Genomic DNA, 26,478 nt, shown 5'->3' with positions numbered 1-26,478 from the left:
CATCACTCCATTGCCAGGTCGGTGCCGCCCAGCCACAAATACAGATCGGGATTCTCGTCGAGGACATCGCTGCTGTCATCGGTGGCGCTCGCCATCACCGGTGCCGGCGGGGCGCTCGATTCGCCCAGGAGGAAACTGTAGCCCAAGGCGAGGGCGACCACTGCCGAACAGGCCGTCGCCATCCACCACGACGGCGCATGCCGCTTGGCCGGTGAGGCCGCATGGCGCGCGCTGCGCAGCCGCGCCAGCGTGGTCGGCGAGAGCGTATCCAGCGCCTGCGCATGCAGCTGCCGCAGGGCGACATCGTCAGGCATCGAAGGGGGCAGGGGGCGGTTCACAGGGCGATCTCCAGAGACTGCTGCAGCGCCTGGCGGGCGCGCGAAAGATGGGTTTTGACCGCGCCTTCGCTGCAGCCCATGGCCTTGGCCGTGGTGGCGCCATCCAGGTCCTGCAGCACGCGCAGGGTGAAGGCCTCACGCTGGCGCGCGGGCAGCTCCCGCAGCGCCTGCACCAGTTGCGCGTACTGGTCGCGCCGCTCATGGGCCTGGGCCGGACCGGGAGCGCTGTCGGCCCAATCGATATCGTGGTCGCTGCCGGCCTCGTCGCTGCTGCGCCAGAACTTCAGGCGGAAGCCACGGCGGCGCTGCAGGTCGACCACGCGGCGGCGCAGGATGCTCCAGAACAACGGCGCCCATTCGGCGGCGGGTTTGTCGCGATAGCCGAGCATCTTCAACATGCTGTCCTGCACCGCATCCAGCGCGTCCTCGCGCTGGCGCAGGCCCGCTTCGGCGAAGCGGAACGCGCGCGGGCCGATGCCGGCCAGGAAGGCGTCCAGCGACACCGGCAGCGCCACCTCGGGCGTGGCGGGCAGGTCGGCATCCGTCGACGGTAGGGGAGAGCTCACCAGCACAGGGTAGCGTTCCGGCAGGGGGATACCGTGAGAACGCCCCAGGGCGGGCGCGGTTGACCGGCCTGCCCGATTGGTTCAGCGCATGGTTATGATGCAGGGGACGGGATGACCGCCTGGGAGAGTGACTGCAATGAGCGACGGGTTCGTGGCGTTGTATATCTTCATGCTGGCCGCCATTGCCGGCCACGTGATCATTTCGCGGGTGCCGGTGATCCTGCATACCCCCCTGATGTCCGGGTCCAACTTCATCCACGGCATCGTGCTGATCGGCGCGATGGTGGTGCTGGGGCACGCGCAGACGCCGCTGGAGAAGATCATCGGGTTCATCGCGGTGGTCCTGGGCGCCGGCAACGCAGCCGGCGGCTACGTGGTGACCGAACGCATGCTGGACATGTTCAAGCCCAGCGCCAAGCGCGACGCCGGGGAGAAGGCGCCTTGAACGTGACCACCGCGCAGCTGCTGCAGTGGCTGGTCCAGGTGAGCTACCTGGTCGCCGCGACCCTGTTCCTGCTTGGCCTGCAGCGCATGGCCTCGCCGATGACCGCGCGCAGCGGCATCCGCTGGGCCGGGCTGGGCATGCTGATCGCCACGGTAGCCACGTTCTTCCTGCCCGAGCTGCACAACATTCCGCTGATCCTGGCGGCGGTGGCGATCGGCACCGGCGTGGCCTGGTGGTCGGCCAAGCGCGTGGCGATCACCGACATGCCGCAGATGGTGGCCCTCTACAACGGCATGGGCGGCGGTTCGGCGGCAGCGATCGGTGCGGTTGAACTGCTGCGTTTCTCCTTCCTGGCCAACCGCGATACCACCCATTGGAGCGAGCAGGCGCTGGCCGATCTGGCCGCGCGCCAGCCGTCGGCGACGGTGCTGGCGCTGGCCGTGATCGGCTCGGCGATCGGTGCGGTGTCGCTGTCCGGCTCGATCATCGCCTGGGCCAAGCTCGACGGGCGATTGGACCGCCGCGTCACCTTCCCGGGGCAGCAGGTGTTCAACTTGCTGGTCGCGCTGGCGATGGTGGTGCTGGGCATCTGGGCGGCAGTCACGCTGAGCCCGGTGGCGATCATCAGCTTCTTCGTGGTCGCACTCGCACTGGGCGTGCTGATGACGCTGCCGATCGGCGGCGCCGACATGCCGGTGGTGATCTCGCTGTACAACGCGTTTACCGGCCTGGCGGTGGCGTTCGAAGGCTATGTGCTCGGCAACGAGGCGCTGATCATCGCCGGCATGATGGTCGGCGCGGCCGGCATCCTGCTCACACGCCTGATGGCCAAGGCGATGAACCGGCCGATCAGCGGCGTGCTGTTCTCCAACTTCGGCGGCGGCGGTGTCGCGCAGGAAATCAGCGGCGCGCAGAAGCCGATCGAGGCCAGCGACGTGGCCGCGATGCTGGCCTTCGCCGAGCGCGTGGTGATCGTGCCCGGCTACGGCATGGCCGTGGCCCAGGCGCAGCACAAGGTGTGGGAGTTGGCGCAGCGGTTGATCGATCGCGGCATCAAGGTGAAGTTCGCGATCCACCCGGTGGCCGGGCGCATGCCGGGGCACATGAACGTGCTGCTGGCCGAAGCGGGCGTGCCGTACGACCTGATCGCCGACATGGACGACATCAACCCCGAGTTCCCGAACACCGACGTGGTGCTGGTGATCGGCGCCAACGACGTGGTCAACCCGGTCGCGCGTACGGATCCGGCCAGCCCGATCTACGGCATGCCGATCCTGGACGTGGTCAACGCCCGCAACGTGGTGGTGATCAAGCGCGGCAAGGGCACCGGCTTTGCCGGCATCGAGAATGCGCTGTTCTATGCCGACAACGCCCGGATGCTGTACGGCGATGGCGCCGGTGCGGCCAGCGCGCTGGTCAGCGAACTGAAGGCCCTCGACGGCGGCCATTGAATACAGAGGTAGTGCCGGCCGCTGGCCGGCTCCCGCGATGCATCAGTGACCCGGTAGTGCCGGCCGCTGGCCGGCTCCCGCGATGCATCAGCAACCCGGTAGTGCCGGCCGCTGGCCGGCTCCACGCAACGCGTGAATACCAATGCGTTTCCGCCCAGGCGTCATGAAGAGCCGGCCAGCGGCCGGCACGACCAATACACGGGATTCAGCGACCCGGAGCATCCGTCGATACCCGGGATGCGGCGACCCGAAGCAGCCGTGGGGCGGTTACTTCGCCACCCACCAGCCGATCACCAGCGCCACGCCCAGCCACAGCCATTCCACCGCGCCGTTGGCCAGGCCGCTCAGGGTCCAGGCCAGATAGGGCCCCATGCGCAACGCTGATTCCCACGGGGTGAGCCCCATCGAGCCGCCCAGGTAGGCCGAAGCGATCCCCCAGTTGGCCGCCAGCGCAACCAGCACGGTGGCCAGCACGGTCAGCACCACCCGGGGGGCACCGGCGCGCAGGGTGCCCAGGCGCAGCATGAACGCGATCTCCAGCGCGGCTACAACCGCCATCCAGCTGGCTTGGCGGCCGGTGAGCAGGGCGATGAACAACCAGGCCAGCGTGGCCGTGACAACACCAAGCAGAAACAGCGGGGGCCAGAGCCAGTGGCGGCTCCGGACAGGCACGGACGTGGGCGACATGCAATCTTCCTGTAAGTCCCCACAGGATACCGGCTTGCGGGGTGACCGGCGCGTGGGCGGCCACTGGGCTAAAATGGTCGCCTTGCGGGAATTGGCCGCGACCCCCATATCGATCCACATGTATTCCCGTAGCAGTGAACCTGTCCACTTCGAACGCGACTGCGAGGCCGTCATGGTCCCGCAGGGCGAAACGGTCACGCTGCCCGCTGGCAGCTATGGCTATATCACCCAGGCCCTGGGTGGCAGCTATACCGTCTTTGTCGAAGGCAATCTGTTCCGCATCGCCGGCAAGGATGGCGATGCCATCGGCAAGGAAGCGCCCCCGGCGCTGGAACTGCCCGCCGATGCCTCCGACGAGGAGGTCGAAAAACTGGTGTGGCAGCAGCTGCGCACCTGCTTCGATCCGGAGATCCCCTTCAACATCGTCGATCTGGGGCTGGTCTATGAAGTGGACCTCAAGCACCTGGACGACGGCCAGCGCGAGGTCGACATCAAGATGACCCTCACTGCGCCCGGCTGCGGCATGGGCGAGATCCTCGTCGATGACGTGCGCAGCAAGCTGGAAATGATCCCGACGGTGGCCGAGGCCGACGTCGAGCTGGTGTTCGACCCGCCGTGGGGCCGTCACATGATGTCCGAGGCCGCCCGGCTCGAAACCGGCATGCTGTAACCGCCCATCGCCAGCCGGCGTCACGGCGTTCCCCGTAACCAGAACAGGAAATATCCGGTGTCCCAGTCTTCCGTGAGCTTCAACACCACCCGTTCCGCCCAGCCGCGCAGCAGCGAGGAGCGTGAGCGCATCCTGGCCGCCCCCGGTTTTGGTCTGCACTTCACCGATCACATGGTGGAAGTGCGTTGGGACAAGGACACCGGCTGGCACGATGCCGTGGTGCGCCCGTACGGTCCGCTGCAGCTGGACCCGGCCGCCGCGGTGCTGCATTACGGCCAGGAAATCTTCGAAGGCATCAAGGCCTACCGCCACGCCGACGGCTCGATCTGGACCTTCCGCCCGGAGGCCAACGGCCGCCGCCTGCAGCGTTCGGCCCAGCGCCTGGCGCTGCCGGAACTGCCGGTGGAGATCTTCGTCGAATCGCTCAAGCAGCTGATCGCCGTGGATGCGTCGTGGGTGCCCTCGGCCGACGAATCCAGCCTGTACTTCCGTCCCTTCATGATCGGCGATGAAGCCTTCCTCGGCGTGCGCGGCGCGCACAAGGCCGGCTACTACGTCATCGCCAGCCCGGCCGGCCCGTACTTCGCCAAGGGCGTGGCGCCGGTCGCGATCTGGCTGTCCACCGAGTACGCGCGCGCAGGCAAGGGCGGCACCGGCGCGGCCAAGTGCGGTGGCAACTACGCCGCCTCGCTGCTGCCGCAGCAGAAGGCGCAGGCACAGGGCTGCTCGCAGGTGCTGTTCCTGGACCCGGTCGAGGGCAAGTACCTGGAAGAACTGGGCGGCATGAACGTGTTCCTGGTCTACAAGGACGGCACCCTGGTGACCCCGGCGCTGTCGGGCAGCATCCTGGAAGGCATCACCCGTGAAAGCATCCTGCAGCTGGCCCGCGACCGCGGCATGAAGGTCGAAGAGCGCAAGGTCACCCTGGAGGAGTGGAAGGATGGCGTGACCTCCGGCGAGATCGTGGAAGCGTTCGCCTGCGGTACCGCTGCGGTGGTCACCCCGATCGGCCAGCTCAAGGGCGAAGGCTTCTCGGTGGGTGACATCAACGCCCCGGCCGGCGAAGTGACGATGTCGCTGCGCAAGGAACTGACCGACATCCAGTACGGCCGCCTGCCGGACCGTCACGGCTGGCTGGTCCGCCTGGACGCCTGAGTCCTCGGGGTCTGAGCGCAAGCATCGAAAACCCGCCTGGCGACAGGCGGGTTTTTTGTTGCCCGTTCGCCACCGCGCCGGTGATGCTCCCCAAGACAGGCCGCGCAGCGTTCGACATCGGTAGTGCCGGCCGCTGGCCGGCTCTGCAGCATTCCGCGGAGCCGGCCAGCGGCCGGCACTACGGGCTGGTCGGGAGCCGGCCAGCGGCCGGCACTACTGTCCTGCGGTGGCAGTGGCGTAAGTGATTGATGCGCAAGTGTTGTCCCGGATTTGTCGGCCGCGACAGCCATTTCAGACAATCCGTGGCGCAATCGGACCACCCGAAAGGCCGTGAGCGCCTTCACTTTCACAAACCCTCGACCCGTAAAGTCTCAGATCCGACATTTCATGTCACTGAAGTGCAGCTGAAACATTGTTGATCGGCCAGTCAGCCACTAGCGTCGCGATGGGCGGTTTGATTCAGGGGAACCGATCCACTCACCGGGCCGATCCGCGCCATCGATTGCAGCAGCCCCCGGATCGGACCTGGATTCTCCGCCGCGACGACGGCATTCACTGTCTGAAAGGGAAATCCGATGTCTCATGTCTCGCAACACCGTTTGCGTCAGCGTGCATTGGTTGTACTGGGCGCGTCCGTTCTGTCGACCCTGCTGCTGGCTACCCCGGCCTTCGCCGGCGATGTGCAGTTGAGCGGCCTGTCCTCGGCGCCGACCCATCAGCGCTTCATCGTGAAGTACAAGGATGGCAGCACCGAGGTCGCCACCCCGACCGCGCTGGCCAGTTCGCTCAAGGCCGCCGCGGCGGCGGTACCGGCCGCCCAAGGCCGCGCGCTGGGGCTGCAGAAGCTGCGCCAGCTGGCGATCGGCCCGACCGTGGTCAAGGCCGACCGGCCGCTGGACCGTGCCGAAGCCGAACTGCTGATGCGCCGCCTGGCCGCCGACCCGAGCGTGGAATACGTCGAGGTCGATCAGCTGATGCAGGCCACCCTGGTGCCCAATGACACCCGGTTCTCCGAACAGTGGGGCTTTGGCACCAGCAATGCCTCGATCAACGTACGCCCGGCCTGGGACAAGGCCACCGGCGCCGGCGTGGTGGTGGCGGTGATCGACACCGGCATCACCAACCACCCCGACCTCAACGCCAACCTCCTGCCCGGCTACGACTTCATCAGCGACGCGGCGATGGCGCGCGACGGCGGTGGCCGCGACAACAACCCCAACGACGAAGGCGACTGGTACGCCGCCAACGAATGCGGCTCGGGCATTCCGGCCTCCAATTCGAGCTGGCACGGCACCCACGTGGCCGGCACCGTCGCGGCGGTGACCAACAACAGCACCGGCGTGGCTGGCACGGCCTTCAATGCCAAGGTCGTGCCGGTGCGCGTGCTCGGCAAGTGCGGCGGCTACACCTCCGACATCGCCGACGCCATCGTCTGGGCCTCTGGCGGCACCGTCAGCGGCGTCCCGGCCAACGCCAACCCGGCCGAAGTGATCAACATGTCCCTCGGCGGCGGTGGCAGCTGCTCCACCACCTACCAGACCGCGATCAACGGCGCCGTCTCGCGCGGCACCACGGTGGTCGTGGCGGCCGGCAACAGCAACACCAACGTCTCCTCCTCGGTACCGGCCAACTGCGCCAACGTCATCGCGGTGGCCGCGACCACCTCGGCCGGCGCCCGCGCCAGCTTCTCCAACTACGGCACCGGCATCGACATCTCCGCGCCGGGGCAGGGCATTCTTTCCACCCTCAACAGCGGCACCACGGTACCGGGCACCGCATCGTATGCCTCCTACAACGGCACCTCGATGGCGGCACCGCACGTGGCCGGCGTGGTTGCGCTGATCCAGTCCGTCGCGCCCACCGCGCTGAGCCCGGCCGCCATCGAAAGCCTGCTCAAGAGCACCGCACGGCCGTTGCCGGGCGCCTGCTCCGGCGGCTGTGGCGCGGGCATTGTCGATGCCGATGCGGCGGTGACCGCGGCCCTGGGCGGGACCAACCCGAACCCTGGCACTGGCAACGTGCTGCAGAACAACGTGCCGGTCACGGGCCTGGGCGCTGCCAGCGGTGCCTCGCTGGCCTACACCGTGACCGTGCCGTCGGGCAGCAGCCAGTTGAAGGTCACCATCGCCGGCGGCAGTGGCGATGCCGATCTGTACGTCCGCAACGGCAGCGCGCCGACCGATACCGTCTACACCTGCCGCCCGTACCTGAGCGGCAACAACGAAACCTGCACGATCAGCGCCCCCGCGGCCGGCACCTGGCATGTGCGGGTGAAGGCCTACTCGACCTTCTCCGGGGTCACCCTGACCGCGCAGTACTGATCGTTTTCCCATCGCACCAACGCAGAACGCCCCGGCATGCCGGGGCGTTCGTTCGATCAACACGCTGCGCCAGGGGTTACGCCGCTTCGAACCGGTTCGCGGCGACGTTCTTGCGCACCTGCTCCGGATTCCAGATCCGGCCGTTCATCGCGATGTACACACCGCTCGGCAAGGACTGCACCGCACCGATCGCGCAGCCGATGTTGAACTCGGCATCCGAACCGCGGAACCGTGCCGGGCTCAGCGCGCCGGTCATGACGATGGTCTTGTCGGTGATCGACTTCAGCACCTGGCCCGTCTGCACCATCGAGTCGGTGCCGTGGGTCACCAGCACATGCCGGGTCGGCTGCGCGGCGATCGTCGCCCGGATCAGCTCGCGGTCCTCGTCGGTGATGTGCAGCGAATCCTTGCGCAGGATCGGAATCACGTTGAAACGGAAGGTCACGCCCAGCTCGCGCAGGATCATCCCGATCTGCGGATCACCGATCTGATAGTCCGACTTGTCGTCGAAGTAGATCTTGTCGATCGTGCCACCGGTGGTGATGATCAGTAGTTCTTCCATTGCAAGCATCCTGGGTACCAGACAGAAGGGCACGGAACCGCCGCGCCGACCGGTAGATGATACGGCTGACGCCCGCCCGATGCAGGCTTGCGACGCCACACGGTCAGCCGGTTGTGCTCTTGCGCCCGAAGCGCCGCCGCAGCCCCGGCGTGCTCGCCACCCCGATCACCGCCAGCGCCAGCGCCAGCTCGAGCCACCCCCACAACGCGACCTCCGGGTGGCTCCAGGCGCTCATCACCCCGTGGCTGAACCAGAACAGCGCCAGCACCCCGGCCCAGAACATTGCCTTGCCCCGCCGCACCAGCACGCCCAGCGCCAGCAGCAGCGGCGGCAGGGTGAAGACCAGCTGGGTGGCCAGCCAATGCTTGTCCTGCGCGAACCAGACCGCGAACAGCACCGCCAACGCCACCAGCAGCAGGGCCAGCACGATCTCCTGCGCCCGGGTGCTCACGCCAGCCGCCGTGCGATATCGGCCACCCGCCGCCCCAGCGCCCGCGCCAGGATGCTTTCATCCTCGCTCGGCACCGGGTTGTCGTCCGCTCCGGCCACATGGCTGGCGCCATACGGCGTGCCCCCGGTCGTGGTATGGCTCAGTGCCGGCTCGGTGAAGGGGATGCCCACGATCAGGCAGCCGTGGTGCAGCAACGGTACCTGCATCGACAGCAGCGTCGACTCCTGCCCGCCGTGCAGCGAGGCCGTGGAGGTGAACACCCCGGCCGGTTTGCCGGCCAGCGTGCCGTTGACCCATTCCGCGCCCAGCCCGTCCAGGAAGTGCTTCACCGGCGCGGCCATGTTGCCGAACCGGGTCGGGCTGCCCAGCAGCAGCCCCGTGCACTCGGCCAGATCGGCCACGCTCACATATGGCGCACCGTCTTCGGGCACCGGGGGCAGGGCCGTCTGTGTCACCGCGGCCACCGGCGGCACCGTGCGCAGCCGCGCGCTCATGCCCGGCACCTCGCCGATGCCGCGCGCAATCTGGCGGGCAAGCCGTGCCACTGAACCGCCACGGCTGTAATACAGCACCAGGATCTCCGCCATTTCGCTTTCATCTCGTTGCGTCCGATGCAGGCAGTATGGCAACGCAGCCCGCTCAGGGCGAGGTCCGTGGCGGGCCGGCCGCCGTGAGCAGGCGTGCATGCCGCACACCCGTCATCGGGTACCCTTGCGCCGATGGAACCTCTCGATACGATCAACCTGTGGATCGAACGCGTCCGGGACCGCGCGCGCACGATCAGCTTCGGCCGCTTCCTGTGGCGCCGTTTCCTTGATGACCGTCTGTTCCAGGCGGCCGCCTCGCTGGCCTACACCACGGTGTTCGCGCTGGTGCCGCTGGCCATCGTGGTGTTCGGGGTGCTCTCCGCGTTCCCGGTGTTCGACCGCTGGAGCGACACCCTCAGCGACTACGTGTTCTCCAACTTCGTGCCCAACGCCGCGCGCGCCGCCGAAGGCTACCTGCGCCAGTTCTCGGCCAGCGCCGGGCAGCTCACTGCCGCCGGCTTCATCGCGCTGGTGGTGTCGCTGCTGATCACTCTCAACAGCGTGGAGGAAACCTTCAACCAGATCTGGCGGGTGAGTTCGACCCGACCGAAGCTGACCCGCTTCCTGGTCTACTGGACCGTGCTCACCCTCGGCGCCATGCTGGCGGCGGCGTCGCTGGCGGTCTCGGCGCGGGTGTTCGCGTTGCCGCTGTTCGGCACCAGCGAAGGCCGCTGGCTGGCCAACGTGTCACTGACCGTCGCCCCGATCCTGATCGAATTCCTCTGCATCATGCTGGTCTACCGCGTGGTGCCGCACCACACGGTCAAATGGCGGCATGCCATTCCCGGCGCGATCCTGGCCGCGATCATGCTCGAGCTGGTGAAGTGGGGCATGGGCGCCTACCTGGGCAGCTTCCAGTCCTACCAGAAGCTCTACGGCACGGTCGCCTTCGTGCCGATCCTGCTGCTGTGGATCTACCTGTGCTGGGTCTCGGTGCTGCTCGGCGCCTCGCTGGCCTCCTCGATCGCCGCGTTCCGCTACCAGCCGGCCGACCTGCGCCTGCCGGTGGGCTACGAGATCTACGGCCTGCTGCGGCTGATCGGCCGCTTCCACCAAGCGCGCGCCGATGGCCGCAGCCTGGATGACGACGAGATCCTGCGGCTGGAGCCGATGCTGACCGATTCGCTGCTGCATACCCTGCTGTGCGATCTGGAAGCGATCCGCGTGGTCCGCCGCGACGAGCAGGGCGAATGGCTGCTGGCGCGCGACCTGGACAAACTCACCCTGGCCGACCTGTACGAGACCACGCAGATGCGGATCCCGATCAAGGAAGCCTACCTGCCGTATCGCGACGACAGCCTGGGCACGGCCTCGGTGGCCGCACTGGACACGCTGCGCCTGCCGCTGCGCGAACTGCTCAAACGCCGCGTCAGCGATATCTATTCGACCCCCGGAGACAAACCATGACCGCCAAGCCCCTGCTGCTGGCCCTGGGCCTGCTGACGCTGGCCGCCTGCAACAAGCCCGCTGCACAGAGCGAGGCCACTGCGCCCGCCGCCCCGGCCCCGATCGATGAACCGGCTGTGCCGCCGACCGACGCGGTGCCGGCCACCGAGCGCAGGACCGTCGAACAGCCAACGCTCAAGGCCAAGGCGCTGGATGGCACCGACTACGATCTGGCCGCGCACCGTGGCAAGTGGGTGGTGGTGAACTTCTGGGCGACCTGGTGCGCGCCGTGCCGCAAGGAAATGCCCGAGCTCTCCGCGCTGCATGCCATGCGCAATGAGATTGAAGTGGTCGGGCTGGCCTTCGAGGACATCGAGCCGGCCGAAATGAAGGCCTTCCTGGAGAAGCGGCCGGTCACCTACCCGATCGTGATCGTGGACACCTACAACCCGCCGGAAGACTTCGCGATCCCGCGCGGCCTGCCGATGACCTACCTGATCGCACCGGACGGCAAGGTCGCCAAGGAATTTCTCGGCCCGGTCACCGCGCATGACATCGAGGCGCGGATCAAGGAAGGCTGAGCCTGACGGGCGTGCCGGTGGATGGTCGGCACGCCTTTGCCCCGTTGCGCGCGGTAGACCCAAAAGCATCCACGCATGGCGTGGATCTACGTGGTGACGAACGCCTCGATCGGCTTCAGCACGCCAAAGTGCTCCTTGTGCAGCTTGCCCTTCAACGTTGGCAGCGCCAGTACCGGTTCGTCCACGCGGGTATCGGGCAGGCGGTCGAGCAGGTTGCGGATCAGACCCAGCCGCCCGCGCTTCTGGTCATTGAAGTCCACCAGCGTCCACGGCGCATCGTCGTTGTGGGTGGCGCGCAGCATCGCTTCGCGGCTCTCGGTGTAGGCGCTGTACTTGCTGCGCGATTCCAGGTCCACCGGTGAGAGCTTCCAGCCCTTGAGCGGATCGAGGTGGCGTTCGGCGAAACGCTTTTCCTGCTGCGCCTGGTCCACGCTGAGCCAGTATTTGAACAGCACGATGCCGTCATCGATCAGCAGCTTTTCGAACACCGGCGCCTGCGCCAGGAAGCTGCGGTACTGCGCCTCGGTGCAATAGCCCATCACGTGCTCGACCCCGGCACGGTTGTACCAGCTGCGGTCCATCAGCACGATCTCACCGGCCGCCGGCAGGTGCGAGACGTAGCGTTGGAAATACCATTGCGTGCTCTCGCGGTCGGTCGGCTTGGGCAGCGCGACCACCTTGCACTGGCGCGGATTGAGATGCTCGGCGATGGCCTGGATCGCGCCGCCCTTGCCGGCGGTGTCGCGGCCTTCGAACAGCACCAGCACGCGCTGCCCGGTGTGCTGCACCCAGCGCGCCATTGCCGCCAGTTCCAGTTGCATCGGTTCCAGCAGGGCCTGGTAGTCCTTGCGCTTGAGCTTGCCCATCAGCGTGCCTCGGTCATCCACGGGAGGCCCGAGCCTAGCGCAGCCGATGCTCAGGCGATGTGTGGGCCCTGCCAACCACGCTCGCGTGCGAGCGCCTCGACCACCGCACTGAAATCGCGCGCGAAGCCGGCCATGTCGAACAGCCCGCTGTCCTCACGACGCTGGGCCAGCGTCGCGCGCGCGGCCTGCAGCGCGGCCGGGTCATTGCCCAGGCGCACTGCGGTGGCCACGAACGCGGCATCATCGGCGACGTTGAAATCGTGCATGCCCAGGTGATGATTCAGGCTGCCGGCCACGCGCGAGGCGAACGTCGTGCCGGGGCAGGTCAGTACCGGGCAGCCGGCCCACAGCGCATCCGAAGCGGTGGTGTGGGCGTTGTAGGGATGGGTGTCCAGGAACAGGTCGGCGTGCTGATAGCGCGCCAGGTAGTGCGGGTGGGGCAGGCGCGGCATGAACACCAGCCGCGCCGGATCCAGCTGCGCCTGGCGTGCCGCGCTGCGCAGCCGCGCGTCGGCATTGCCCGGGCCGGAGAGCAGCCACAGCACGCTGCCCGGTATGCCCTGCAGCACCGCCAACAGCCGCTGCATGCTGCGCGGGTTGAGCTTGTAGCTGTTGTTGAAGCAGCACAGCACCATGCCCTGCGCCGGCAGGCCGCAGTCCTCGCGCGACGGTGCCGGTTCCAGCACGCGGGTGTTGTCCGAGGGCTGGAACGCGCGCGGCAGGCGCCGCACGTTCTCACTGAAGGCCGGCACCAGCGCGTCGGGCAGCACGAAGGCATCGGCCAGCACATGATCGATCCACGGCGCGCCGGAGGTGCCCGGGTAGGCGAGCCAGTTGACCTGCACGGGCGCCGGCCGCATCGCCAGCACCTGCGGCGTTCCGCCACCGCCCCAGCCGCGCAGATCGAACAGCACATCGATGCCCGCCTCGCGGATGCGTCGGGCGATGTGCTGATGCGGCTGCGCGCTGACATCGTGCAACGTGTTTGCCGCCTGCTGCAGGCGCTGGCGGATGGGGCTGCCGTCGTCCCCGGTGAGCGCGAACAGATGCAGCTCCAGCATGCCCTGCGCGCGCAGCTGTTCGAACAGCGCCACGGTCAACAGGCCGGTGGGATGTGCGCCGAAGCCGTTGGAAAGAAAGCCGACCCGCAACCTGCCCGCGTGGCGCACCCCGGAAGGCGCCAACCGCGCGATTCCCTCGGCCAGCGCCGCCGCACGTTGCCGCGCACAGGCGAGCTGCTCGGCGGCGCTGCTGTCTTCGCTGAGGAAGGCGAACGGCTCGACCACGGCCTGGCCCTGGGCGACGGCCTGGCGTACCCGCGTCGATAGCCGATCCAGGTCGCGCCAGTCGCACAGGCGGCGTTGCCAGTTGAGCAGCTGCGCGGTGATGTAGGGCTCGCTGGGCAGCAGACGGTGCGCATGGCGATACGCATCGGCGGCCGCTTCGGGCTGACCGGCGTCTTCCAGTGCGTGGCCAAGCCACAGCGTGATCCCGGGGTGCTGCGGCGAGCGATCGGCGGCCTGGCGCAGCAGGGTGGCCGCTTCATCATGGCGACCCTGCATCCAGCGTGCGCGACCGAGCCGGGCCAGTGCCTCGGGATGGTCGCCGCGCAGCTGCAGCGCGCGCGCTGCAGCCTGCTCGCCGGCACGCACGTCGCCGGCCTCCAGCTCGGCGTCGGCCAGCATCACCCAGGCAATGAAATCCGTCGGTTGGCGCTGGACGGCCTGACGCAGCTGCAGACGCTGCGGATCGGCACTCATCGTGGCCGCTCCGCGGCGGGCATGCTCAGCTGCCTTCCGCGAGCCGGGCCAGCTCGTCGGCCTGGTGTTCGTGGGTCAGGCGGCTGACCAGTGCATCCAGATCGCCGGTCAGGATGTTGGGCAGGTCGTACAGGGTCAGCCCTTCCACGCGGTGGTCGGTGATCCGGCCCTGCGGGAAGCTGTAGGTCCGGATGCGCTGGCTGCGGTCGCCACTGCCGACCTGCAGCCGGCGGCTTTCGGCCTGGGCGGCGGCCTGCTTGCTGCGTTCGGTGTCCAGCAGCTGCGCTTTCAGGCGCTTCATCGCCTTGTCGCGGTTGGCGTGCTGGCTGCGCTCGGTCTGGCACTCCACCACCACGCCGGTCGGCAGGTGGGTGATGCGGATCGCCGATTCGGTCTTGTTGACGTGCTGGCCGCCGGCGCCGGAGGAGCGGTAGGTGTCCACGCGCAGGTCGGCCGGGTTGATCACCACGTCCTCCACGTCGTCTGCCTCGGGGATGATCGCCACGGTCGCCGCGGAGGTATGGATGCGCCCCTGCGACTCGGTCGCCGGCACGCGCTGCACGCGGTGCGTGCCCGATTCGAACTTCAGCCGCGAGAACGCCCCCCGGCCGACCACGCGCGCCACGACTTCCTTGTAGCCGCCATGTTCGCCGGGGTTGTCCGATTCGATCTCGACCTTCCAGCCCTGGCGCTCGGCGTAGCGGGCGTACATCCGGAACAGATCGCCGGCGAAGATCGCCGCCTCGTCACCGCCGGTGCCCGCGCGGACTTCCAGGAACAGGTTGCCGTCGTCGCGCGGATCGCGTGGCACCAGCAGCAGGGCCAGTTCCTCGTCCAGCTGCTGCAGGCGCTGCTGGGCGGCCGTGATTTCCTCGTCGGCCAGCTCGCGCAGGTCCGGGTCTTCGCGCATCGCTTCGGCGGCGGCGAGATCGGCCTTGGCACGGGCTTCGTCGGCCAGCGCGTTGGCGACCGGCTCCAGCTGCGAAAACTCGCGCGAGAGCGTGCGGAAGCGGTCGTTGTCGCCGACCACGGCCGGGTCGGACAACAGGCGTTCCAGTTCTTCGCGGCGCTCGGCCAGCGCTTCCAGCTTACGGCGCAGGGTCGGCGTCATCATTCCTCGCTACATCGGTACGCACGGCAGGGTGCTGGTAACCCGGCTTGGCCGGGAACAGGCGCTCGGCGGCGCGGGTGAGTTCAGTATCGCCGCTGAGCGCGGCCGCGCGCAGGGCGGCGGTCGGCGGGTGCAGCAGGCGGTTGGTCAGGCCGTGCGCGAGCAGTTCGAGCACTTCCTCGGGTGATTTGCCATGGGCCAGCTGCTGGCGGGCTTTCTCCAGCATCTCCACCCGGGTCGCTTCGCCGTAGGCGCGCAGCTGCCGCAGCGGGGCCTGGTGCACGCTGGCCTGCAGGGTTTCCACGAACCGGGCGACCTGCAGCTCGATGATCGCTTCGGCCTCGGCCGCGGCTTCCCGGCGGCTGCGGCGGTTGTCTTCGACCGCCCGCTCCAGATCGTCCACGGTGTACAGGAAGGCATCGGCCAGTTCACCCACGCCGGCCTCGATATCGCGGGGCACGGCCAGATCGAACAGCAGCATCGGCTTGTGCTTGCGCGTCTTCAACGCGGCAGCGACGTGCGCACGGGTGATCACCGGCTCGCGCGCGGCGGTGGCCGAGAACACCACGTCGGCCTCGCCCAGGTGGCGGTCCAGTTCGCTCAATGGCAGGGCGACGCCGCCATGCCGGCTGGCCAGCTCCTGCGCATGGGCGAGGGTACGGTTGGCGATCAGCAGCCGGCGCACGCGCCCTTCGCTGAGATGGCGTGCGGCCAGTTCGATGGTCTCGCCGGCGCCGACCAGCAGCACGGTGGAATCTTCCAGCCGTGCGAACGAGTTCTGCGCCAGCCGCACCGCGGTGGAGGCCACCGAGACCGGGTTGGCACCGACGCGGGTATCGGTGCGGGCGCGCTTGGCCACCGAGAAGGTCTGCTGGAACAACCGGTCCAGGCGCTGGCCGAGCAGGCCGTGGTCGCGGGCGAGCGCCCAGGCGTCCTTCACCTGGCCCAGGATCTGCGGCTCGCCCAGCACCATGGAATCCAGCCCGGTGGCCACCCGGAACAGGTGGCGCACCGCATCGGCGTCGGCGTGCTGGTAGAGATACCCATGCAAGGTGCCGGCGTGCGACTCCAGCCACTGCGCCAGCGCATCACCGGATTCGGCCACCGCATACAGCTCGGTGCGGTTGCAGGTGGAGAGCAGGACCGCCTCGGCCACCTGCGGGGTATCGCGCAGCGACGCCAATGCCTGGGGCAGGGCGTCGCCGCCAAAGGACGCGCGTTCGCGCAGTTCCACCGGCGCGGTCTGGTGATTCAGTCCGAGCACCCACAGGGTCATTGTTCAGTTGCTTGCGATAAGCTGCTGGCCATTCAAGTCGTCATTTTAAGGCTCAGATGCCCCCGATGCCCGCATTGATTCGCATCTCCAGCGTTCTGCTGCTGTCTTTGTTCACCGCCAACGCCCTGGCCGCCCCCCCGGCAGCCCCGGCCAAAGGCAGGAACAGCACGGCCGAGGCGGTCCCCCTGGCCCCGGTCATGGCGGGCGAATTCGCCCTGCAGGCAGGCAAACTGGGCGACGCCGCGCGCTGGTACCTGGAGGCGGCGGAGGCCAGTGAAGGCGATGCCGGCCTGGCCGAGCGCGCCTCCCGGATCGCCATGCTGGCCAACGATGACAAGCGCGCCGCCCGCGCGCTGGCCCTGTGGGAGCAGCGTGCGCCGCGCTCACTGGCCATGCGCAGCAGCACCGCCGCGCTCGACATGCGCCAGAACAAGGTGAAGGCCGCCCGCACCGAACTGCAGGCGCTGCTCAAGGACCCGGACCCCACCGCCTGGAAGTTCGCGATCGGCGCCCTGATCAGCGGCGGCAGCGATCCCAAGGTGCCGGCCCAGGTGCTGGGCGAGCTGGTCGATGCCAACGCGATCCCCGACCGCCTGGAGGTCTGGCAGGAGTTCGGCCGGCTGGCGATGCGCATGGAGCAGCCCGAGCTGGCCCGGCGCATGGTCGACGAGGTGGTCAAGCGCTTCCCCGATGAACCACGCGTGGCCCTGCTGCATGCCAGCCAGCTCAACCAGGCCGGCAAGACCGATGAGGCCCTGGCCCTGCTGAAGGGCGTGGAGCCCAGGACCACCCAGGACCCGGAGCTGCGCAATGCGGTCGCGATCTCCTACGACCTGATGGGCCAGCCTGCTGCGGCCGAGCGCGTACTGGCGGTCGGTCCACAGGATGTGCAGACCTACGGCATGCGTGCGTCGCTGCTGGCCAAGCAGAAGGACGACCCGGGCCTGCTGGCCCTGTATACCGACATCTCCCGGCAGGCGACCAAGCCGGACCCGGCCCAGCGCCTGCTGCTGGGCAAGATCGCCGAGTACCTCAAGCGCTACGAGGAAGCGGTCAACTGGTACCACAGCGTGCCCGGTGGCCCGGAGCGCGATGAGTCGCGGCTGCGGGCGGCCAATGCGCAGAACGAGCTGGGCCGCACCGACAAGGCGCTGGCCGAAGTGCACGCCATCCAGTCCGATGCCACCGTCGATGACGATGCCCGCCGCGATGCCTATCTGCTCGAGGCCGAGCTGCGCCAGCGTGGCAACGACGATGCCGGTGAACTGGACGCGCTGGCCCGTGGCCTGGCGGCGTATCCGGATGAGAACGCGCTGTTGTATGCCCGGGCACTGGCCTGGGAGCGCCGCGATGACATCCCGCGCGCCGAGGCCGACCTGCGCAAGGTGCTGGTCACCGATCCGGAGAACATCGCCGCGCTCAACGCGCTCGGCTATACCTTGGCCGACCGCACGCAGCGTTATCAGGAAGCCTTGGAACTGATCGACCGCGCGCGCGTGGCCGAGCCGGACAACGCCGCCATCGTCGACAGTTACGGCTGGGTGCTGTATCGCCTGGGCCGCAACGAAGAAGCACTGGTGCAGCTGCGCCGCGCCTGGACGCTGGCCAAGGATGCGGAGATCGCCGCGCATGTGGGCGAGGTGCTGTGGGTGTTGAACAAGAAGGACGAGGCGCGCCATTTCTTTGAAGAGGCGCGCAAGCTGGACCCGGACAACCGCGCCCTGCAGCGCGTGATCGAGAAATACGGCGTATGAATCTGCTCTCCCTGAAGGCCGCGTTTGCCGCGGCCGTGGCGTTGTCGCTCTCCGCCTGTGTATCCCTGGATGAGCGCAAGGCGCCCTCCGCCCCGACCGTGGTCACCGCTGTTTCGCCCGCTGCGCAGCAGGCCGAGGCCGAGCGCGTCGCCGCCGTGCGCGCCTCGCCGGCATGGTCGTTCCAGGGCCGGGTGGCGATCAGCAAGGGCAAGAACGGTGGCAACGGCCGCATCGACTGGCAGCAGCAGGCCCAGGGGTACGTGGTCGAACTCAGTGCCCCGGTCACCCGGCAGAGCTGGAAGCTGACCGGCGACAGCCAGCACCAGGGCGGGCGGTTGGAAGGCCTGGAGGGCGGCACGCGCGAAGGCGAAGACGCCCAGCAGGTTCTGCTGGAGGCCACCGGCTGGGATATCCCGGTCAACCAGCTGCCCGAGTGGGTACGCGGCCTGGTGGCCGACGCCGCGCCGGCGGGGCTGATCGAGCGCGACGGCGAAGGTCGTCCGCGCCGTGTGCGGCAGCTCGGGTGGGAGATCCAGTATCTGGACTGGTACCCGGCCGACGCCGGTCGTCCGGTGCTGCCGCGGCGCATCGAAGCGGTCAATGGCGACGCCAAGGTCCGTCTGGTGGTCGACAGCTGGGTGCTGGCCAGCCCATGAGTACGTTGGATGCGCGCGAGGGTTGGTCGAACTGGCCAGCCCCGGCCAAGCTGAACCTGTTCCTGCACATCACCGGCCGCCGCCCGGACGGTTACCACGCGCTGCAGACCGTGTTCCGCCTGCTCGACTGGGGTGACCGGATCCGGCTGCGGGTCCGCGAAGACGGCCGGATCCGCCGCGAAGGCACCTCGGTGGCGGGGGTGGCCGAAGCCGATGATCTCGCCGTGCGCGCGGCGCTGTTGTTGCAACGTGCCGCGAACGTCGCCCAAGGCGCTGATATCGGCATCGAAAAACATGTGCCTGCCGGCGGTGGTTTCGGGGGAGGGTCGTCCGATGCCGCCACCGTCCTGGTCGCCTTGAACCGTCTCTGGAACGCCGGCCTGGACGTGGATGCGCTGGCCGCGCTGGGGCTCCAGCTGGGCGCGGACGTGCCGGTCTTCGTCCGCGGGCACAACGCCTGGGCCGAAGGCGTGGGCGAACTGCTCACCCCGATCGCACTGCCGCCGGCCTGGTTCGTGCTGGTCCACCCGGGCGTTCACGTGCCCACCCCCGCACTTTTCGCATCACCGGATTTGACGCGGGATGCCCCAGTGGCGAAAATAGCGGACTTCGCTTCCGGGTCTTTGCTCGGGAATGCGTTCGAGCCGGTCCTGCGCCGCCGCGAACCTGCCGTAGAGGCAGCGCTCGCAGCGTTGAGCAGTATCGGCCGGGCACGACTCACCGGGTCGGGAAGCGGTTGTTTCGTCGAATTCGCCACGCGCGCTGCTGCAGAGCAGGGCCTGGCGCAATTGCCGAAGGAACTGCAGGCATGGGTGGCTGCGGGCATGGAGCGCTCGCCACTGCTTGATGTACTCGAGCGTTACTGATTTTGATGCAGGGGCGTCGCCAAGAGGCCCAAGGCACCAGGTTTTGATCCTGGCATTCGGAGGTTCGAATCCTCCCGCCCCTGCCACTAGCGGATATCTGCCGCGACTCCATGCGCATGTCTGCGCGGGCGCGGTGCATACGCCGCGGTGTTGTCACCGCAGACACCTCCCGGTGCCAGCGGCCCAGTTCTCCGCCAATCGCTCCCGCCCGAGACCGTCATGATGCAAGAACACCCCAACCTGCTGGTATTTTCCGGCAACGCCAACAAGCGCCTTGCGCAGAGCATCTGCAAGGAACTGGGGGTGCGGCCTGGCAAGGCGTTGGTGTCGCGCTTCTCCGATGGTGAAGTGCAGGTCGAGATCGAGGAAAACGTCCGCAAGCAGGACGTGTTCGTGATCCAGCCGACCTGCGCGCCCAGCGCAGAGAACCTGATGGAACTGCTGGTCCTGATCGATGCGCTCAAGCGCGCCTCGGTCAACAGTGTCACCGCCGTGGTGCCGTATTTCGGCTACTCGCGCCAGGATCGCCGCATGCGTTCCTCGCGCGTGCCGATCACCGCCAAGGTGGCGGCAAAGATGTTCAGCGCTGTCGGGGCTGACCGGGTACTGACGGTGGATCTGCATGCCGACCAGATCCAGGGCTTCTTCGACATGCCGGTGGACAATGTGTACGCCTCGCCGCTGCTGCTCGCCGATATCTGGCGCGCCTACGGCACGGAGAACCTGATCGTGGTGTCCCCGGACGTGGGTGGTGTGGTGCGTGCGCGCGCCGTCGCCAAGCGCCTGGATGATGCCGATCTGGCGATCATCGACAAGCGCCGGCCGCGCGCCAACGTCTCCACCGTGATGAACATCATCGGTGACGTCGAAGGCAAGACCTGCGTGATGGTCGATGACATCGTCGATACCGCCGGCACCCTGTGTGCGGCCGCTGCAGCCCTGAAGGCGCGTGGCGCCCTCAAGGTCGCCGCGTACTGCACCCACGCCGTGCTCTCGGGCCCGGCGGTGGACAACATCAACAACTCCCAGCTCGATGAGCTGGTGGTGACCGACACCATCCCGCTGCGTGAAGAGGCGCGGGTGTGCAGCAAGATCCGCCAGCTCAGCGTGGCGGAAATGCTGGCCGAGACGATGCGCCGCATCGCCTTCGGTGAGTCGGTCAGCTCGCTGTACGTGGATTGATTTTTTCCGCCCGCCGGCAACGGTGGGTGGTTTCCCGGGGACATCTGGTCGCGGATGTCCCCTCATCGCTTCGCCATCACGGCGTGGCAAACAACGAAGGTAGTAAACCAGCATGGCCAAGAATCATGAAATCAAGGTCGTCCAGCGCGAACTGCAAGGCAAGGGTGCGAGCCGCCGCCTGCGTGGCGCTGGCCAGATCCCGGCGATCATCTACGGCGGCGACGTCGAGCCGAGCGTCATCCAGCTCAACCACAACGAAATCTGGCTGGCCCAGCAGAACGAGTGGTTCTACTCGTCCATCCTGGACCTGAACCTGGACGGCAAGGTCACCAAGGTGCTGCTGCGTGACATGCAGCGCCACCCGTTCAAGCAGCTGATCCTGCATCTGGATTTCCTGCGCGTGAACGAGAACGAAGCGCTGACCGCCAACGTCCCGCTGCACTTCATCAACGAAGACAGCTCGCCGGCCGGCAAGGCTGCCGACGTCGTGGTCACCCACGAACTGAAGGAAGTGAGCATCACCTGCCTGCCGAAGGACCTGCCGGAGTCGATCGACGTCGACCTGGCCGACCTGAAGGCTGGTGACGTGATCTACCTGTCGGACATCAAGCTGCCGAAGGGCGTCGAGATCCCGGCCCTGGCCCAGGGCAAGGACCATGACGACGCGATCGTCACCGCCAAGCTCGGCAAGGAAGAAGCTGCCGACGAAGCGCCGGCTGCAGAGTAAGTGATTGCGGCGCCTGTCCTTCGGGGCAGGCGCCGTTTCTGTATGTACCGGCACAGGGCGGGTACCGACGAAGAAGAGTGATGACAGGATTGCGATTGATCGTTGGCCTGGGCAACCCCGGACCCGAGCACGCCCAGACCCGGCACAATGCCGGGTTTCGTTTCATTGACGCCCTGGTGGAACAGGCCGGCGCGCGCTGGAGCGTGGACAGCAAGTTGTTCGGCGAGACCGCCAAGGTCGACATCGCCGGCCAGCCGGTGTGGCTGCTCAAGCCCGCCACCTTCATGAACCTCAGTGGCAAATCGGTCACCGCCGCACAGCGCTTCTGGAAGATCGAACCGGAACAAACCCTGCTGGCGCACGACGAGCTGGACCTGCCGCCCGGCGTGGCGCGGCTCAAGTTCGATGGCGGCCACGGCGGCCAGAATGGCCTGCGCGACACCATCCGCCTGCTCGGCCATGGCAGATTCCATCGCCTGCGCATCGGCATCGGCCATCCCGGTCACAAGGACCGCGTGGTCCCGTGGGTACTGGGCCGTGCCGGCAAAGACGATGATGTGCTGATCGGTCGTGCCATCGAAGATGCGATCGACGTGCTGCCGCTGGCGGTATCCGGCGATTACAGTGAGGCGATGAAGCGCCTCCACACCCCGAAATAACCACGGTGTACCGACCAACGGTCGGTACCTACCACCCCCAGAGGTTGTCAAAGATGGGTATCAAATGCGGCATCGTCGGTCTGCCCAATGTCGGCAAATCGACCCTGTTCAATGCGCTGACCAAGGCGGGCATCGCGGCGGCCAACTTCCCGTTCTGCACGATCGAACCGAACGTCGGCATCGTGCCGGTGCCCGATCCCCGTCTGAACGAGCTGGCCGCGATCATCAACCCGCAGAAGGTCATCCCGACCGCAGTGGAGTTCGTGGACATCGCCGGCCTCGTCGCCGGCGCGGCCAGCGGTGAAGGCCTGGGCAACAAGTTCCTGGCCCACATCCGCGAAGTCGATGCGATCACCCATGTGGTGCGCTGCTTCGAGAACGCCGACGTCATCCACGTCAACAACAAGGTCGACCCGCTTTCGGACATCGACACCATCGATACCGAACTGGCCCTGGCCGATCTGGACAGCGTCGAGAAGGCACTGAACCGCGCCGAGCGCGCGGCCAAGGGCGGCGACAAGGATGCGGCCGCCCGCAAGCCGGTGCTGGCCAAGCTGCAGGCCGCACTGGCCGATGGCAAGGCAGGCCGCACCGCCGGCCTGGACGAGGAAGAGAAGGCGCTGGTCCGTGACCTGTTCCTGCTGACCCTCAAGCCGGTGATGTACATCGCCAACGTGCTGGAAGACGGCTTCGAGAACAACCCGCACCTGGATGCCGTGCGCGCCCGTGCCGCCGAAGAAGGTGCGCAGGTGGTGCCGGTGTCGGCGGCGATCGAAGAAGAGCTGTCGCAGCTGGATGACGAAGACCGCGATACCTTCCTGGCCGATCTCGGCCTGACCGAGCCGGGTCTGAACCGCGTGATCAATGCGGCCTACAGCCTGCTCGGCCTGCAGACCTACTTCACTGCCGGTGTGAAGGAAGTCCGCGCATGGACCGTACGCAAGGGCGCCACCGCCCCGCAGGCCGCTGCCGTGATCCACACCGACTTCGAGAAGGGCTTCATCCGCGCCGAAACCATCGCGTATGACGACTTCATCAAGTACAAGGGCGAAGCCGGTGCCAAGGAAGCCGGTCGCCTGCGCCTGGAAGGCAAGGAATACCGCGTCCAGGAAGGCGACATCCTGCACTTCCGCTTCAACGTCTGAGTCGCTCGCACGTTGATGCCCGCAACGCCCCGCCCCGCGCGGGGCGTTTGCGTTTCCGGCGCGCGTGATCCGCGCCTTTGGACAGGCTGGACAAAAAATGACCAGGCCTCGAAACGCTTGCCTGGTATGCCTCCGGCTCACTTGTCCACAACAAACTCCCACGCCTCTCCACGTACCGTGTGGAAAACCCCTGGGCGCTGGTGCCGGCCGCTGGCCGGCACTCCGTCAGACCCGCCCGCAAGCGACGTGGACAATTTCTGACCACCACTGAAAACCGTTGCAGTGCATCGCTCACCCGGGGTTGTCCACAGCAAACCCCCATCGCTTTCCACGGTGTGTGTGGAAAACCGCGATCCGCGGCTGGACAAAATATCGCCACGCCCTGAAGGCGTTGCGCTGCATGGCTCGCATGCACTTGTCCACACCAAACCCCCATGGGTTTCCACGGGGTGTGTGGAGAACACGAAGGGCGTCCCGCAGAAACCGGGCTTACAGCGCCGTACCACCAAACTTGTGCGTGTACTGCAGGTTGATCGTGCGGCCCACCGTGTCGAACCAGGAGACGTCGTAGTACGGGTACGGCGTATAGGTCGCGTCCTTCGGCGGCATTTTGTTGGCGATGTTGACCACCGACAGAGACAGGCGCGAATGATCATCGAAGCGGTACTGCAGCGACACGTTGTAACGGTACGTGGCGCCGATCCACGGGCTGTCGCCGCTGTCCGGATCGAAGCTCTGGTCGTAGCTGTCGTAAGTCGGCAGCCTGCCCAGGCGCGAGCCGTACAGCGTGGCCGACCACGCCGCGTTCTCCCAGGTCACGCTCGCACTGGTCTTGGTGCGCGGGATATCGAAACCGCTGTTGACCGCGAACTGGTCTTCGACCACATCGCCCTCGAACTGCTGGAAATCGTGCGTCTTCACCCAGGTGTGGTTGCCGCTGAAGATGAAGTCGCCGATCCCGGTGCCCAAGCGGTAGCGCAGGCCCACATCGATGCCGCGCGTGGTTTCGCGCGCGATGTTGATCGGGCTCACATGCACGCCGTAGAGGCGGCCATCGCTGGTGCGGGTGACCCGGCTGATCGCATCCACGCAGGTCGGCGAGGCCGCATCGGCGCCGCCCAGGCGGCAGGCCGCCTCATCGCGCAGGATCGTGCTCACGTCCATGTCCTGCACCTGGTCGCGCATGTCGATGTCGAACCAGTCCATCGACAGGTCCAGCCCCAGTGCAGGCGACCACACAACGCCGGCACTCCACGAGGTGCTGGTTTCCGGATCCAGCCTGCGGTTGCCCTCGCGGGTGCGGATCAGGTTCTCTTCGTAGTCCGAGCAGTCATCGCCGCCGTCCACCGCGCAGGTGTAATAGTCGTTGGCACTGGTTTCGTCGTTGCCCGGGCCGGCATACACGTAATGCAGGTCCGGCGCGCGGAAGGCGGTGCCGTAGGAGCCGCGCACCAGCAGGGTCTCGATCGGGCGCCATTCCAGGCCACCGCTCCAGGTCGCCTTGCCGATCGTGTTGCCCGAGTAGCGGTACTGGTCGAAGCGGCCGGCCACGCTGAGGTTGAACGTGTCGTGCAGCGGCAGGCGCAGCTCGGCCGCGGTCGCCCAGCGGTTGCGGCTACCGTGGCCGTCCGAGTCCTTCCAGCTGTAGTAGTAGTACTGCGTCGCCAGCGGGTCCGGATTCAGCGCGTAGGACTGGTTGCCGAACTCGGCCGTCGCCGCGAAGCCGGCCTTGCCGCCCGGCAGCTCGAACAGCTCGCCGTTGGTCAGGGTCAGCGCGGCGGTATCGGTGCGCGACTTCGGCGTATAGGTGGTGCGTGCGGCGATCGAGTCGTACTCGCTGCGGCTCAGCGGCCGGTACAGGCGCGCCGGGTCGGCGTTGAACACCGGGAACACGTTGTCATCGTCATCGGTGTACTCGCCCAGCTGCTCGCCCAGGAACAGGGCATTGGCCTTGGCGGCGATGATCTGCGGCCAGCGGATGCTGGACTGGTACTGCGAGTGGCTCAACGAGGCCTCGTATTCCCAGTCCGCGCCGAGCGCGCCCTTGAAGCCAGTGGTCACGCTGAAGGTCTTCTGCGTGCTGCGCACCATGCCGTTGTTGAGCCCGCCCATTTCTTCCGGGGAGAACTGGCGCTGCCAGAACTCCACCTGGTCGGTGGCCTGGTTGTAGAAGTAGCCGTCCTCGTTGCCATCGGCGGCCATGCGGCCCCACTGGGTCACATCGCGCATCAGCGCCAGGTCGTGGTAGCCCATCTGCACATCGGCGAACCATTCGGCGCCATTGTCGAAGGCATAGCGCAGCGAGGCGTAGCCGTTGGCGCCGCGGCGCTTGCTGAGGATCGTGCCGTAGCCGATCGACCGGTCGCTGCCGCAGTAGAAGCCGTAGCGCGCACGCTCGGCGTACCGGGTGCTGCCGTTGTTCTGGCCGGCCAGCGCATCGCAGGTGGCCTGGCCCGGATCGAGGTAGTCGTCGTTGTAGTCGGTGCGCAGGTAGGCGCGGCGCGCGGCGCGGGCGCTCTCGGTGGGCGCGTCGAGGGTGGAATCCTGCTGGCTGCGCTCATACGCCCACAACGGCGTCTGCGACTGCAGTTCCAGGCTGTAGACCGCGCTGAAACGGCCCGCATCGAAACCGCTGGCGATGCTCATGTCGAAGGACTCACCGCCGCCTTCGCTGGTGGTGCCCATGCGCATGTCCACAGTGGTGCCATCGACCTGCTTCTTCAGGATGAAGTTGACCACCCCGGCGATCGCGTCCGAGCCGTAGATCGCCGAGGCGCTGCCGGTCAGCACTTCGATGCGCTCGATCATCCCGATCGGGATGTTGGAGACATCGGTGAAGTTGCTGCGGCCCTGGAACGGCATCGGGAAATCGGCGATGCGGCGGCCGTTGACCAGCACCAGCGTGTGGTTGGGGCCGAGGCCGCGCAGGTCGACCTGCTGCGCACCGGGCGAGAAATCAGCGCCGCTGGAGGACTGCTGGCTCTGGGTCTCACCGCCGTTCTGGGTCATCGACCGCAGCACGTCGGGCACGCTGGTGAAGCCGCTGGCCTGGATCTGCTCGGCGGTGATGACGGTCACGGGCGCCGGCCCTTCTACCTGCGCGCGTGGAATGCGCGAGCCGGTGACCTGCACCGTATCCAGTTGCTGCACCCCGGGGGCGGGCGCCTGGGCACCCGCGGTCGCGGCCACACCCATCAACGCCAGCTGGATCGACCACGCCATCGCCTGTTTACGCATGAGAATTCTCGAGAAGAAAGTGTCGGCCTCTAGGGAGGC

The 26,478-nt window shown here is 67.5% G+C and carries 25 protein-coding genes and 1 tRNA gene; 15 read left to right on the top strand and 11 right to left on the bottom strand.

Annotated elements, in window-relative coordinates; translation table 11 throughout:
* Nucleotides 1-2: 2 nt before the first annotated feature.
* Together POS15_RS14405 and POS15_RS14400 are read right to left on the bottom strand one after the other, a co-directional pair.
* On the bottom strand, nt 3-314 hold the full coding sequence (locus POS15_RS14405; RefSeq protein ID WP_037552967.1) for a hypothetical protein: 312 nt from the start codon (nt 312-314) through the stop codon (nt 3-5).
* 20 nt (nt 315-334) lie between these two features.
* Nucleotides 335-910, bottom strand: coding sequence for an RNA polymerase sigma factor (locus tag POS15_RS14400; RefSeq protein WP_019182397.1), 576 nt, complete (start codon nt 908-910; stop codon nt 335-337).
* Nucleotides 911-1,040: 130 nt separating this feature from the next.
* Here POS15_RS14400 and POS15_RS14395 point away from each other — a divergent pair, with 130 nt between their 5' ends.
* Complete coding sequence (locus tag POS15_RS14395) at nt 1,041-1,349, top strand: NAD(P) transhydrogenase subunit alpha (RefSeq protein WP_019182396.1); 309 nt, start codon at nt 1,041-1,043, stop codon at nt 1,347-1,349.
* Entirely contained in the window at nt 1,346-2,800 is a 1,455-nt protein-coding gene (locus POS15_RS14390; RefSeq protein WP_019182395.1) for an NAD(P)(+) transhydrogenase (Re/Si-specific) subunit beta, read from the top strand. Before POS15_RS14395 ends, POS15_RS14390 begins: the two co-directional genes overlap by 4 nt.
* Before the next feature lie 267 nt (nt 2,801-3,067).
* On the opposite strand, the gene POS15_RS14385 is transcribed toward POS15_RS14390, so the two are convergent.
* Entirely contained in the window at nt 3,068-3,487 is a 420-nt protein-coding gene (locus tag POS15_RS14385) for a hypothetical protein (protein ID WP_019182394.1), read from the bottom strand.
* Nucleotides 3,488-3,605: 118 nt separating this feature from the next.
* Between POS15_RS14385 and sufT the strand changes: the two genes are divergently transcribed.
* The 3 genes from sufT (at nt 3,606) to POS15_RS14370 (ending at nt 7,633) form a co-directional block, all read left to right on the top strand.
* Complete coding sequence (gene sufT, locus POS15_RS14380) at nt 3,606-4,157, top strand: putative Fe-S cluster assembly protein SufT (RefSeq protein ID WP_019182393.1); 552 nt, start codon at nt 3,606-3,608, stop codon at nt 4,155-4,157.
* Nucleotides 4,158-4,214: 57 nt separating this feature from the next.
* A complete protein-coding gene (locus tag POS15_RS14375) occupies nt 4,215-5,312 on the top strand; it encodes a branched-chain amino acid aminotransferase (RefSeq protein WP_019182392.1) in 1,098 nt (365 codons plus the stop codon).
* A gap of 575 nt (nt 5,313-5,887) precedes the next feature.
* A complete protein-coding gene (locus POS15_RS14370; protein ID WP_284128341.1) occupies nt 5,888-7,633 on the top strand; it encodes a S8 family peptidase in 1,746 nt (581 codons plus the stop codon).
* A gap of 76 nt (nt 7,634-7,709) precedes the next feature.
* Here the strand turns inward: POS15_RS14370 and POS15_RS14365 are convergent, their stop codons facing one another.
* The 3 genes from POS15_RS14365 to wrbA form a co-directional block, all read right to left on the bottom strand.
* Nucleotides 7,710-8,195, bottom strand: coding sequence for an asparaginase domain-containing protein (locus tag POS15_RS14365; RefSeq protein ID WP_026070231.1), 486 nt, complete (start codon nt 8,193-8,195; stop codon nt 7,710-7,712).
* 103 nt (nt 8,196-8,298) lie between these two features.
* Nucleotides 8,299-8,646, bottom strand: a complete 348-nt coding sequence (locus POS15_RS14360; protein WP_019186095.1) for a DUF2069 domain-containing protein — start codon at nt 8,644-8,646, stop codon at nt 8,299-8,301.
* Nucleotides 8,643-9,233, bottom strand: a complete 591-nt coding sequence (gene wrbA / locus POS15_RS14355) for an NAD(P)H:quinone oxidoreductase (RefSeq protein ID WP_019186096.1) — start codon at nt 9,231-9,233, stop codon at nt 8,643-8,645. Before wrbA ends, POS15_RS14360 begins: the two co-directional genes overlap by 4 nt.
* Before the next feature lie 132 nt (nt 9,234-9,365).
* On the opposite strand from wrbA, the gene POS15_RS14350 reads away from it, so the two are divergent.
* Both POS15_RS14350 and POS15_RS14345 read left to right on the top strand, forming a co-directional pair.
* Nucleotides 9,366-10,640, top strand: coding sequence for a YihY family inner membrane protein (locus tag POS15_RS14350; protein WP_019186097.1), 1,275 nt, complete (start codon nt 9,366-9,368; stop codon nt 10,638-10,640).
* Complete coding sequence (locus tag POS15_RS14345; RefSeq protein WP_019186098.1) at nt 10,637-11,200, top strand: TlpA disulfide reductase family protein; 564 nt, start codon at nt 10,637-10,639, stop codon at nt 11,198-11,200. Before POS15_RS14350 ends, POS15_RS14345 begins: the two co-directional genes overlap by 4 nt.
* An 86-nt stretch (nt 11,201-11,286) precedes the next feature.
* Here POS15_RS14345 and ppk2 read toward each other — a convergent pair whose 3' ends face one another.
* The 4 genes from ppk2 to hemA are packed head-to-tail and all read right to left on the bottom strand — an operon-like array spanning nt 11,287 to nt 16,213.
* A complete protein-coding gene (gene ppk2 / locus POS15_RS14340; RefSeq protein WP_284129652.1) occupies nt 11,287-12,066 on the bottom strand; it encodes a polyphosphate kinase 2 in 780 nt (259 codons plus the stop codon).
* A 50-nt stretch (nt 12,067-12,116) separates the two neighbouring features.
* Nucleotides 12,117-13,826 carry a tetratricopeptide repeat protein gene (locus POS15_RS14335; RefSeq protein ID WP_284128340.1) on the bottom strand — a complete coding sequence of 570 codons (1,710 nt, stop codon included), beginning with the start codon at nt 13,824-13,826 and terminating at the stop codon, nt 12,117-12,119.
* Nucleotides 13,827-13,851: 25 nt separating this feature from the next.
* Complete coding sequence (prfA, locus tag POS15_RS14330) at nt 13,852-14,937, bottom strand: peptide chain release factor 1 (RefSeq protein ID WP_019186101.1); 1,086 nt, start codon at nt 14,935-14,937, stop codon at nt 13,852-13,854.
* Complete coding sequence (gene hemA / locus POS15_RS14325) at nt 14,915-16,213, bottom strand: glutamyl-tRNA reductase (protein ID WP_019186102.1); 1,299 nt, start codon at nt 16,211-16,213, stop codon at nt 14,915-14,917. The genes prfA and hemA overlap by 23 nt, the downstream gene beginning before the upstream one ends.
* Nucleotides 16,214-16,278: 65 nt before the next feature.
* Here hemA and POS15_RS14320 point away from each other — a divergent pair, with 65 nt between their 5' ends.
* The 8 genes from POS15_RS14320 to ychF all read left to right on the top strand — a co-directional run bounded on the left by POS15_RS14320 (nt 16,279) and on the right by ychF (nt 23,202).
* Nucleotides 16,279-17,967, top strand: coding sequence for a tetratricopeptide repeat protein (locus POS15_RS14320; protein ID WP_174704368.1), 1,689 nt, complete (start codon nt 16,279-16,281; stop codon nt 17,965-17,967).
* A complete protein-coding gene (gene lolB / locus POS15_RS14315) occupies nt 17,964-18,623 on the top strand; it encodes a lipoprotein insertase outer membrane protein LolB (protein WP_284128339.1) in 660 nt (219 codons plus the stop codon). The genes POS15_RS14320 and lolB overlap by 4 nt, the downstream gene beginning before the upstream one ends.
* A complete protein-coding gene (gene ispE / locus POS15_RS14310) occupies nt 18,620-19,489 on the top strand; it encodes a 4-(cytidine 5'-diphospho)-2-C-methyl-D-erythritol kinase (protein WP_284128338.1) in 870 nt (289 codons plus the stop codon). Before lolB ends, ispE begins: the two co-directional genes overlap by 4 nt.
* A 9-nt stretch (nt 19,490-19,498) precedes the next feature.
* A tRNA-Gln gene (locus tag POS15_RS14305) sits at nt 19,499-19,575 on the top strand.
* A gap of 136 nt (nt 19,576-19,711) precedes the next feature.
* On the top strand, nt 19,712-20,671 hold the full coding sequence (locus tag POS15_RS14300; protein WP_026070235.1) for a ribose-phosphate diphosphokinase: 960 nt from the start codon (nt 19,712-19,714) through the stop codon (nt 20,669-20,671).
* Between the two features lie 112 nt (nt 20,672-20,783).
* A complete protein-coding gene (locus tag POS15_RS14295) occupies nt 20,784-21,398 on the top strand; it encodes a 50S ribosomal protein L25/general stress protein Ctc (protein WP_019186107.1) in 615 nt (204 codons plus the stop codon).
* A gap of 80 nt (nt 21,399-21,478) precedes the next feature.
* Entirely contained in the window at nt 21,479-22,057 is a 579-nt protein-coding gene (pth, locus tag POS15_RS14290; RefSeq protein WP_019186108.1) for an aminoacyl-tRNA hydrolase, read from the top strand.
* Nucleotides 22,058-22,110: 53 nt separating this feature from the next.
* On the top strand, nt 22,111-23,202 hold the full coding sequence (ychF, locus tag POS15_RS14285) for a redox-regulated ATPase YchF (RefSeq protein WP_019186109.1): 1,092 nt from the start codon (nt 22,111-22,113) through the stop codon (nt 23,200-23,202).
* 489 nt (nt 23,203-23,691) lie between these two features.
* Here the strand turns inward: ychF and POS15_RS14280 are convergent, their stop codons facing one another.
* Nucleotides 23,692-26,439, bottom strand: a complete 2,748-nt coding sequence (locus POS15_RS14280) for a TonB-dependent receptor (protein ID WP_284128337.1) — start codon at nt 26,437-26,439, stop codon at nt 23,692-23,694.
* Nucleotides 26,440-26,478 lie beyond the last annotated feature (39 nt).

This window comes from Stenotrophomonas sp. BIO128-Bstrain (assembly GCF_030128875.1).
GTDB classification, from domain to species: domain Bacteria; phylum Pseudomonadota; class Gammaproteobacteria; order Xanthomonadales; family Xanthomonadaceae; genus Stenotrophomonas; species Stenotrophomonas bentonitica_A.
Note: the sequence above shows the minus strand (reverse complement) of the source record. Positions and strands in the feature narration are given on the sequence as shown.

Coding starts and splice junctions, on each gene's coding strand:
- POS15_RS14405 (WP_037552967.1), bottom strand. CDS start 314: ATGCCTGACGATGTCGCCCTGCGGCAGCTGCATGCGCAGGCGCTGGAT.
- POS15_RS14395 (WP_019182396.1), top strand. CDS start 1,041: ATGAGCGACGGGTTCGTGGCGTTGTATATCTTCATGCTGGCCGCCATT.
- POS15_RS14385 (WP_019182394.1), bottom strand. CDS start 3,487: ATGTCGCCCACGTCCGTGCCTGTCCGGAGCCGCCACTGGCTCTGGCCC.
- sufT (WP_019182393.1), top strand. CDS start 3,606: ATGTATTCCCGTAGCAGTGAACCTGTCCACTTCGAACGCGACTGCGAG.
- POS15_RS14370 (WP_284128341.1), top strand. CDS start 5,888: ATGTCTCATGTCTCGCAACACCGTTTGCGTCAGCGTGCATTGGTTGTA.
- POS15_RS14365 (WP_026070231.1), bottom strand. CDS start 8,195: ATGGAAGAACTACTGATCATCACCACCGGTGGCACGATCGACAAGATC.
- wrbA (WP_019186096.1), bottom strand. CDS start 9,233: ATGGCGGAGATCCTGGTGCTGTATTACAGCCGTGGCGGTTCAGTGGCA.
- POS15_RS14350 (WP_019186097.1), top strand. CDS start 9,366: ATGGAACCTCTCGATACGATCAACCTGTGGATCGAACGCGTCCGGGAC.
- POS15_RS14345 (WP_019186098.1), top strand. CDS start 10,637: ATGACCGCCAAGCCCCTGCTGCTGGCCCTGGGCCTGCTGACGCTGGCC.
- ppk2 (WP_284129652.1), bottom strand. CDS start 12,066: ATGGGCAAGCTCAAGCGCAAGGACTACCAGGCCCTGCTGGAACCGATG.
- POS15_RS14335 (WP_284128340.1), bottom strand. CDS start 13,826: ATGAGTGCCGATCCGCAGCGTCTGCAGCTGCGTCAGGCCGTCCAGCGC.
- prfA (WP_019186101.1), bottom strand. CDS start 14,937: ATGACGCCGACCCTGCGCCGTAAGCTGGAAGCGCTGGCCGAGCGCCGC.
- hemA (WP_019186102.1), bottom strand. CDS start 16,213: ATGACCCTGTGGGTGCTCGGACTGAATCACCAGACCGCGCCGGTGGAA.
- POS15_RS14320 (WP_174704368.1), top strand. CDS start 16,279: ATGCCCGCATTGATTCGCATCTCCAGCGTTCTGCTGCTGTCTTTGTTC.
- lolB (WP_284128339.1), top strand. CDS start 17,964: ATGAATCTGCTCTCCCTGAAGGCCGCGTTTGCCGCGGCCGTGGCGTTG.
- ispE (WP_284128338.1), top strand. CDS start 18,620: ATGAGTACGTTGGATGCGCGCGAGGGTTGGTCGAACTGGCCAGCCCCG.
- POS15_RS14300 (WP_026070235.1), top strand. CDS start 19,712: ATGCAAGAACACCCCAACCTGCTGGTATTTTCCGGCAACGCCAACAAG.
- POS15_RS14295 (WP_019186107.1), top strand. CDS start 20,784: ATGGCCAAGAATCATGAAATCAAGGTCGTCCAGCGCGAACTGCAAGGC.
- pth (WP_019186108.1), top strand. CDS start 21,479: ATGACAGGATTGCGATTGATCGTTGGCCTGGGCAACCCCGGACCCGAG.
- ychF (WP_019186109.1), top strand. CDS start 22,111: ATGGGTATCAAATGCGGCATCGTCGGTCTGCCCAATGTCGGCAAATCG.
- POS15_RS14280 (WP_284128337.1), bottom strand. CDS start 26,439: ATGCGTAAACAGGCGATGGCGTGGTCGATCCAGCTGGCGTTGATGGGT.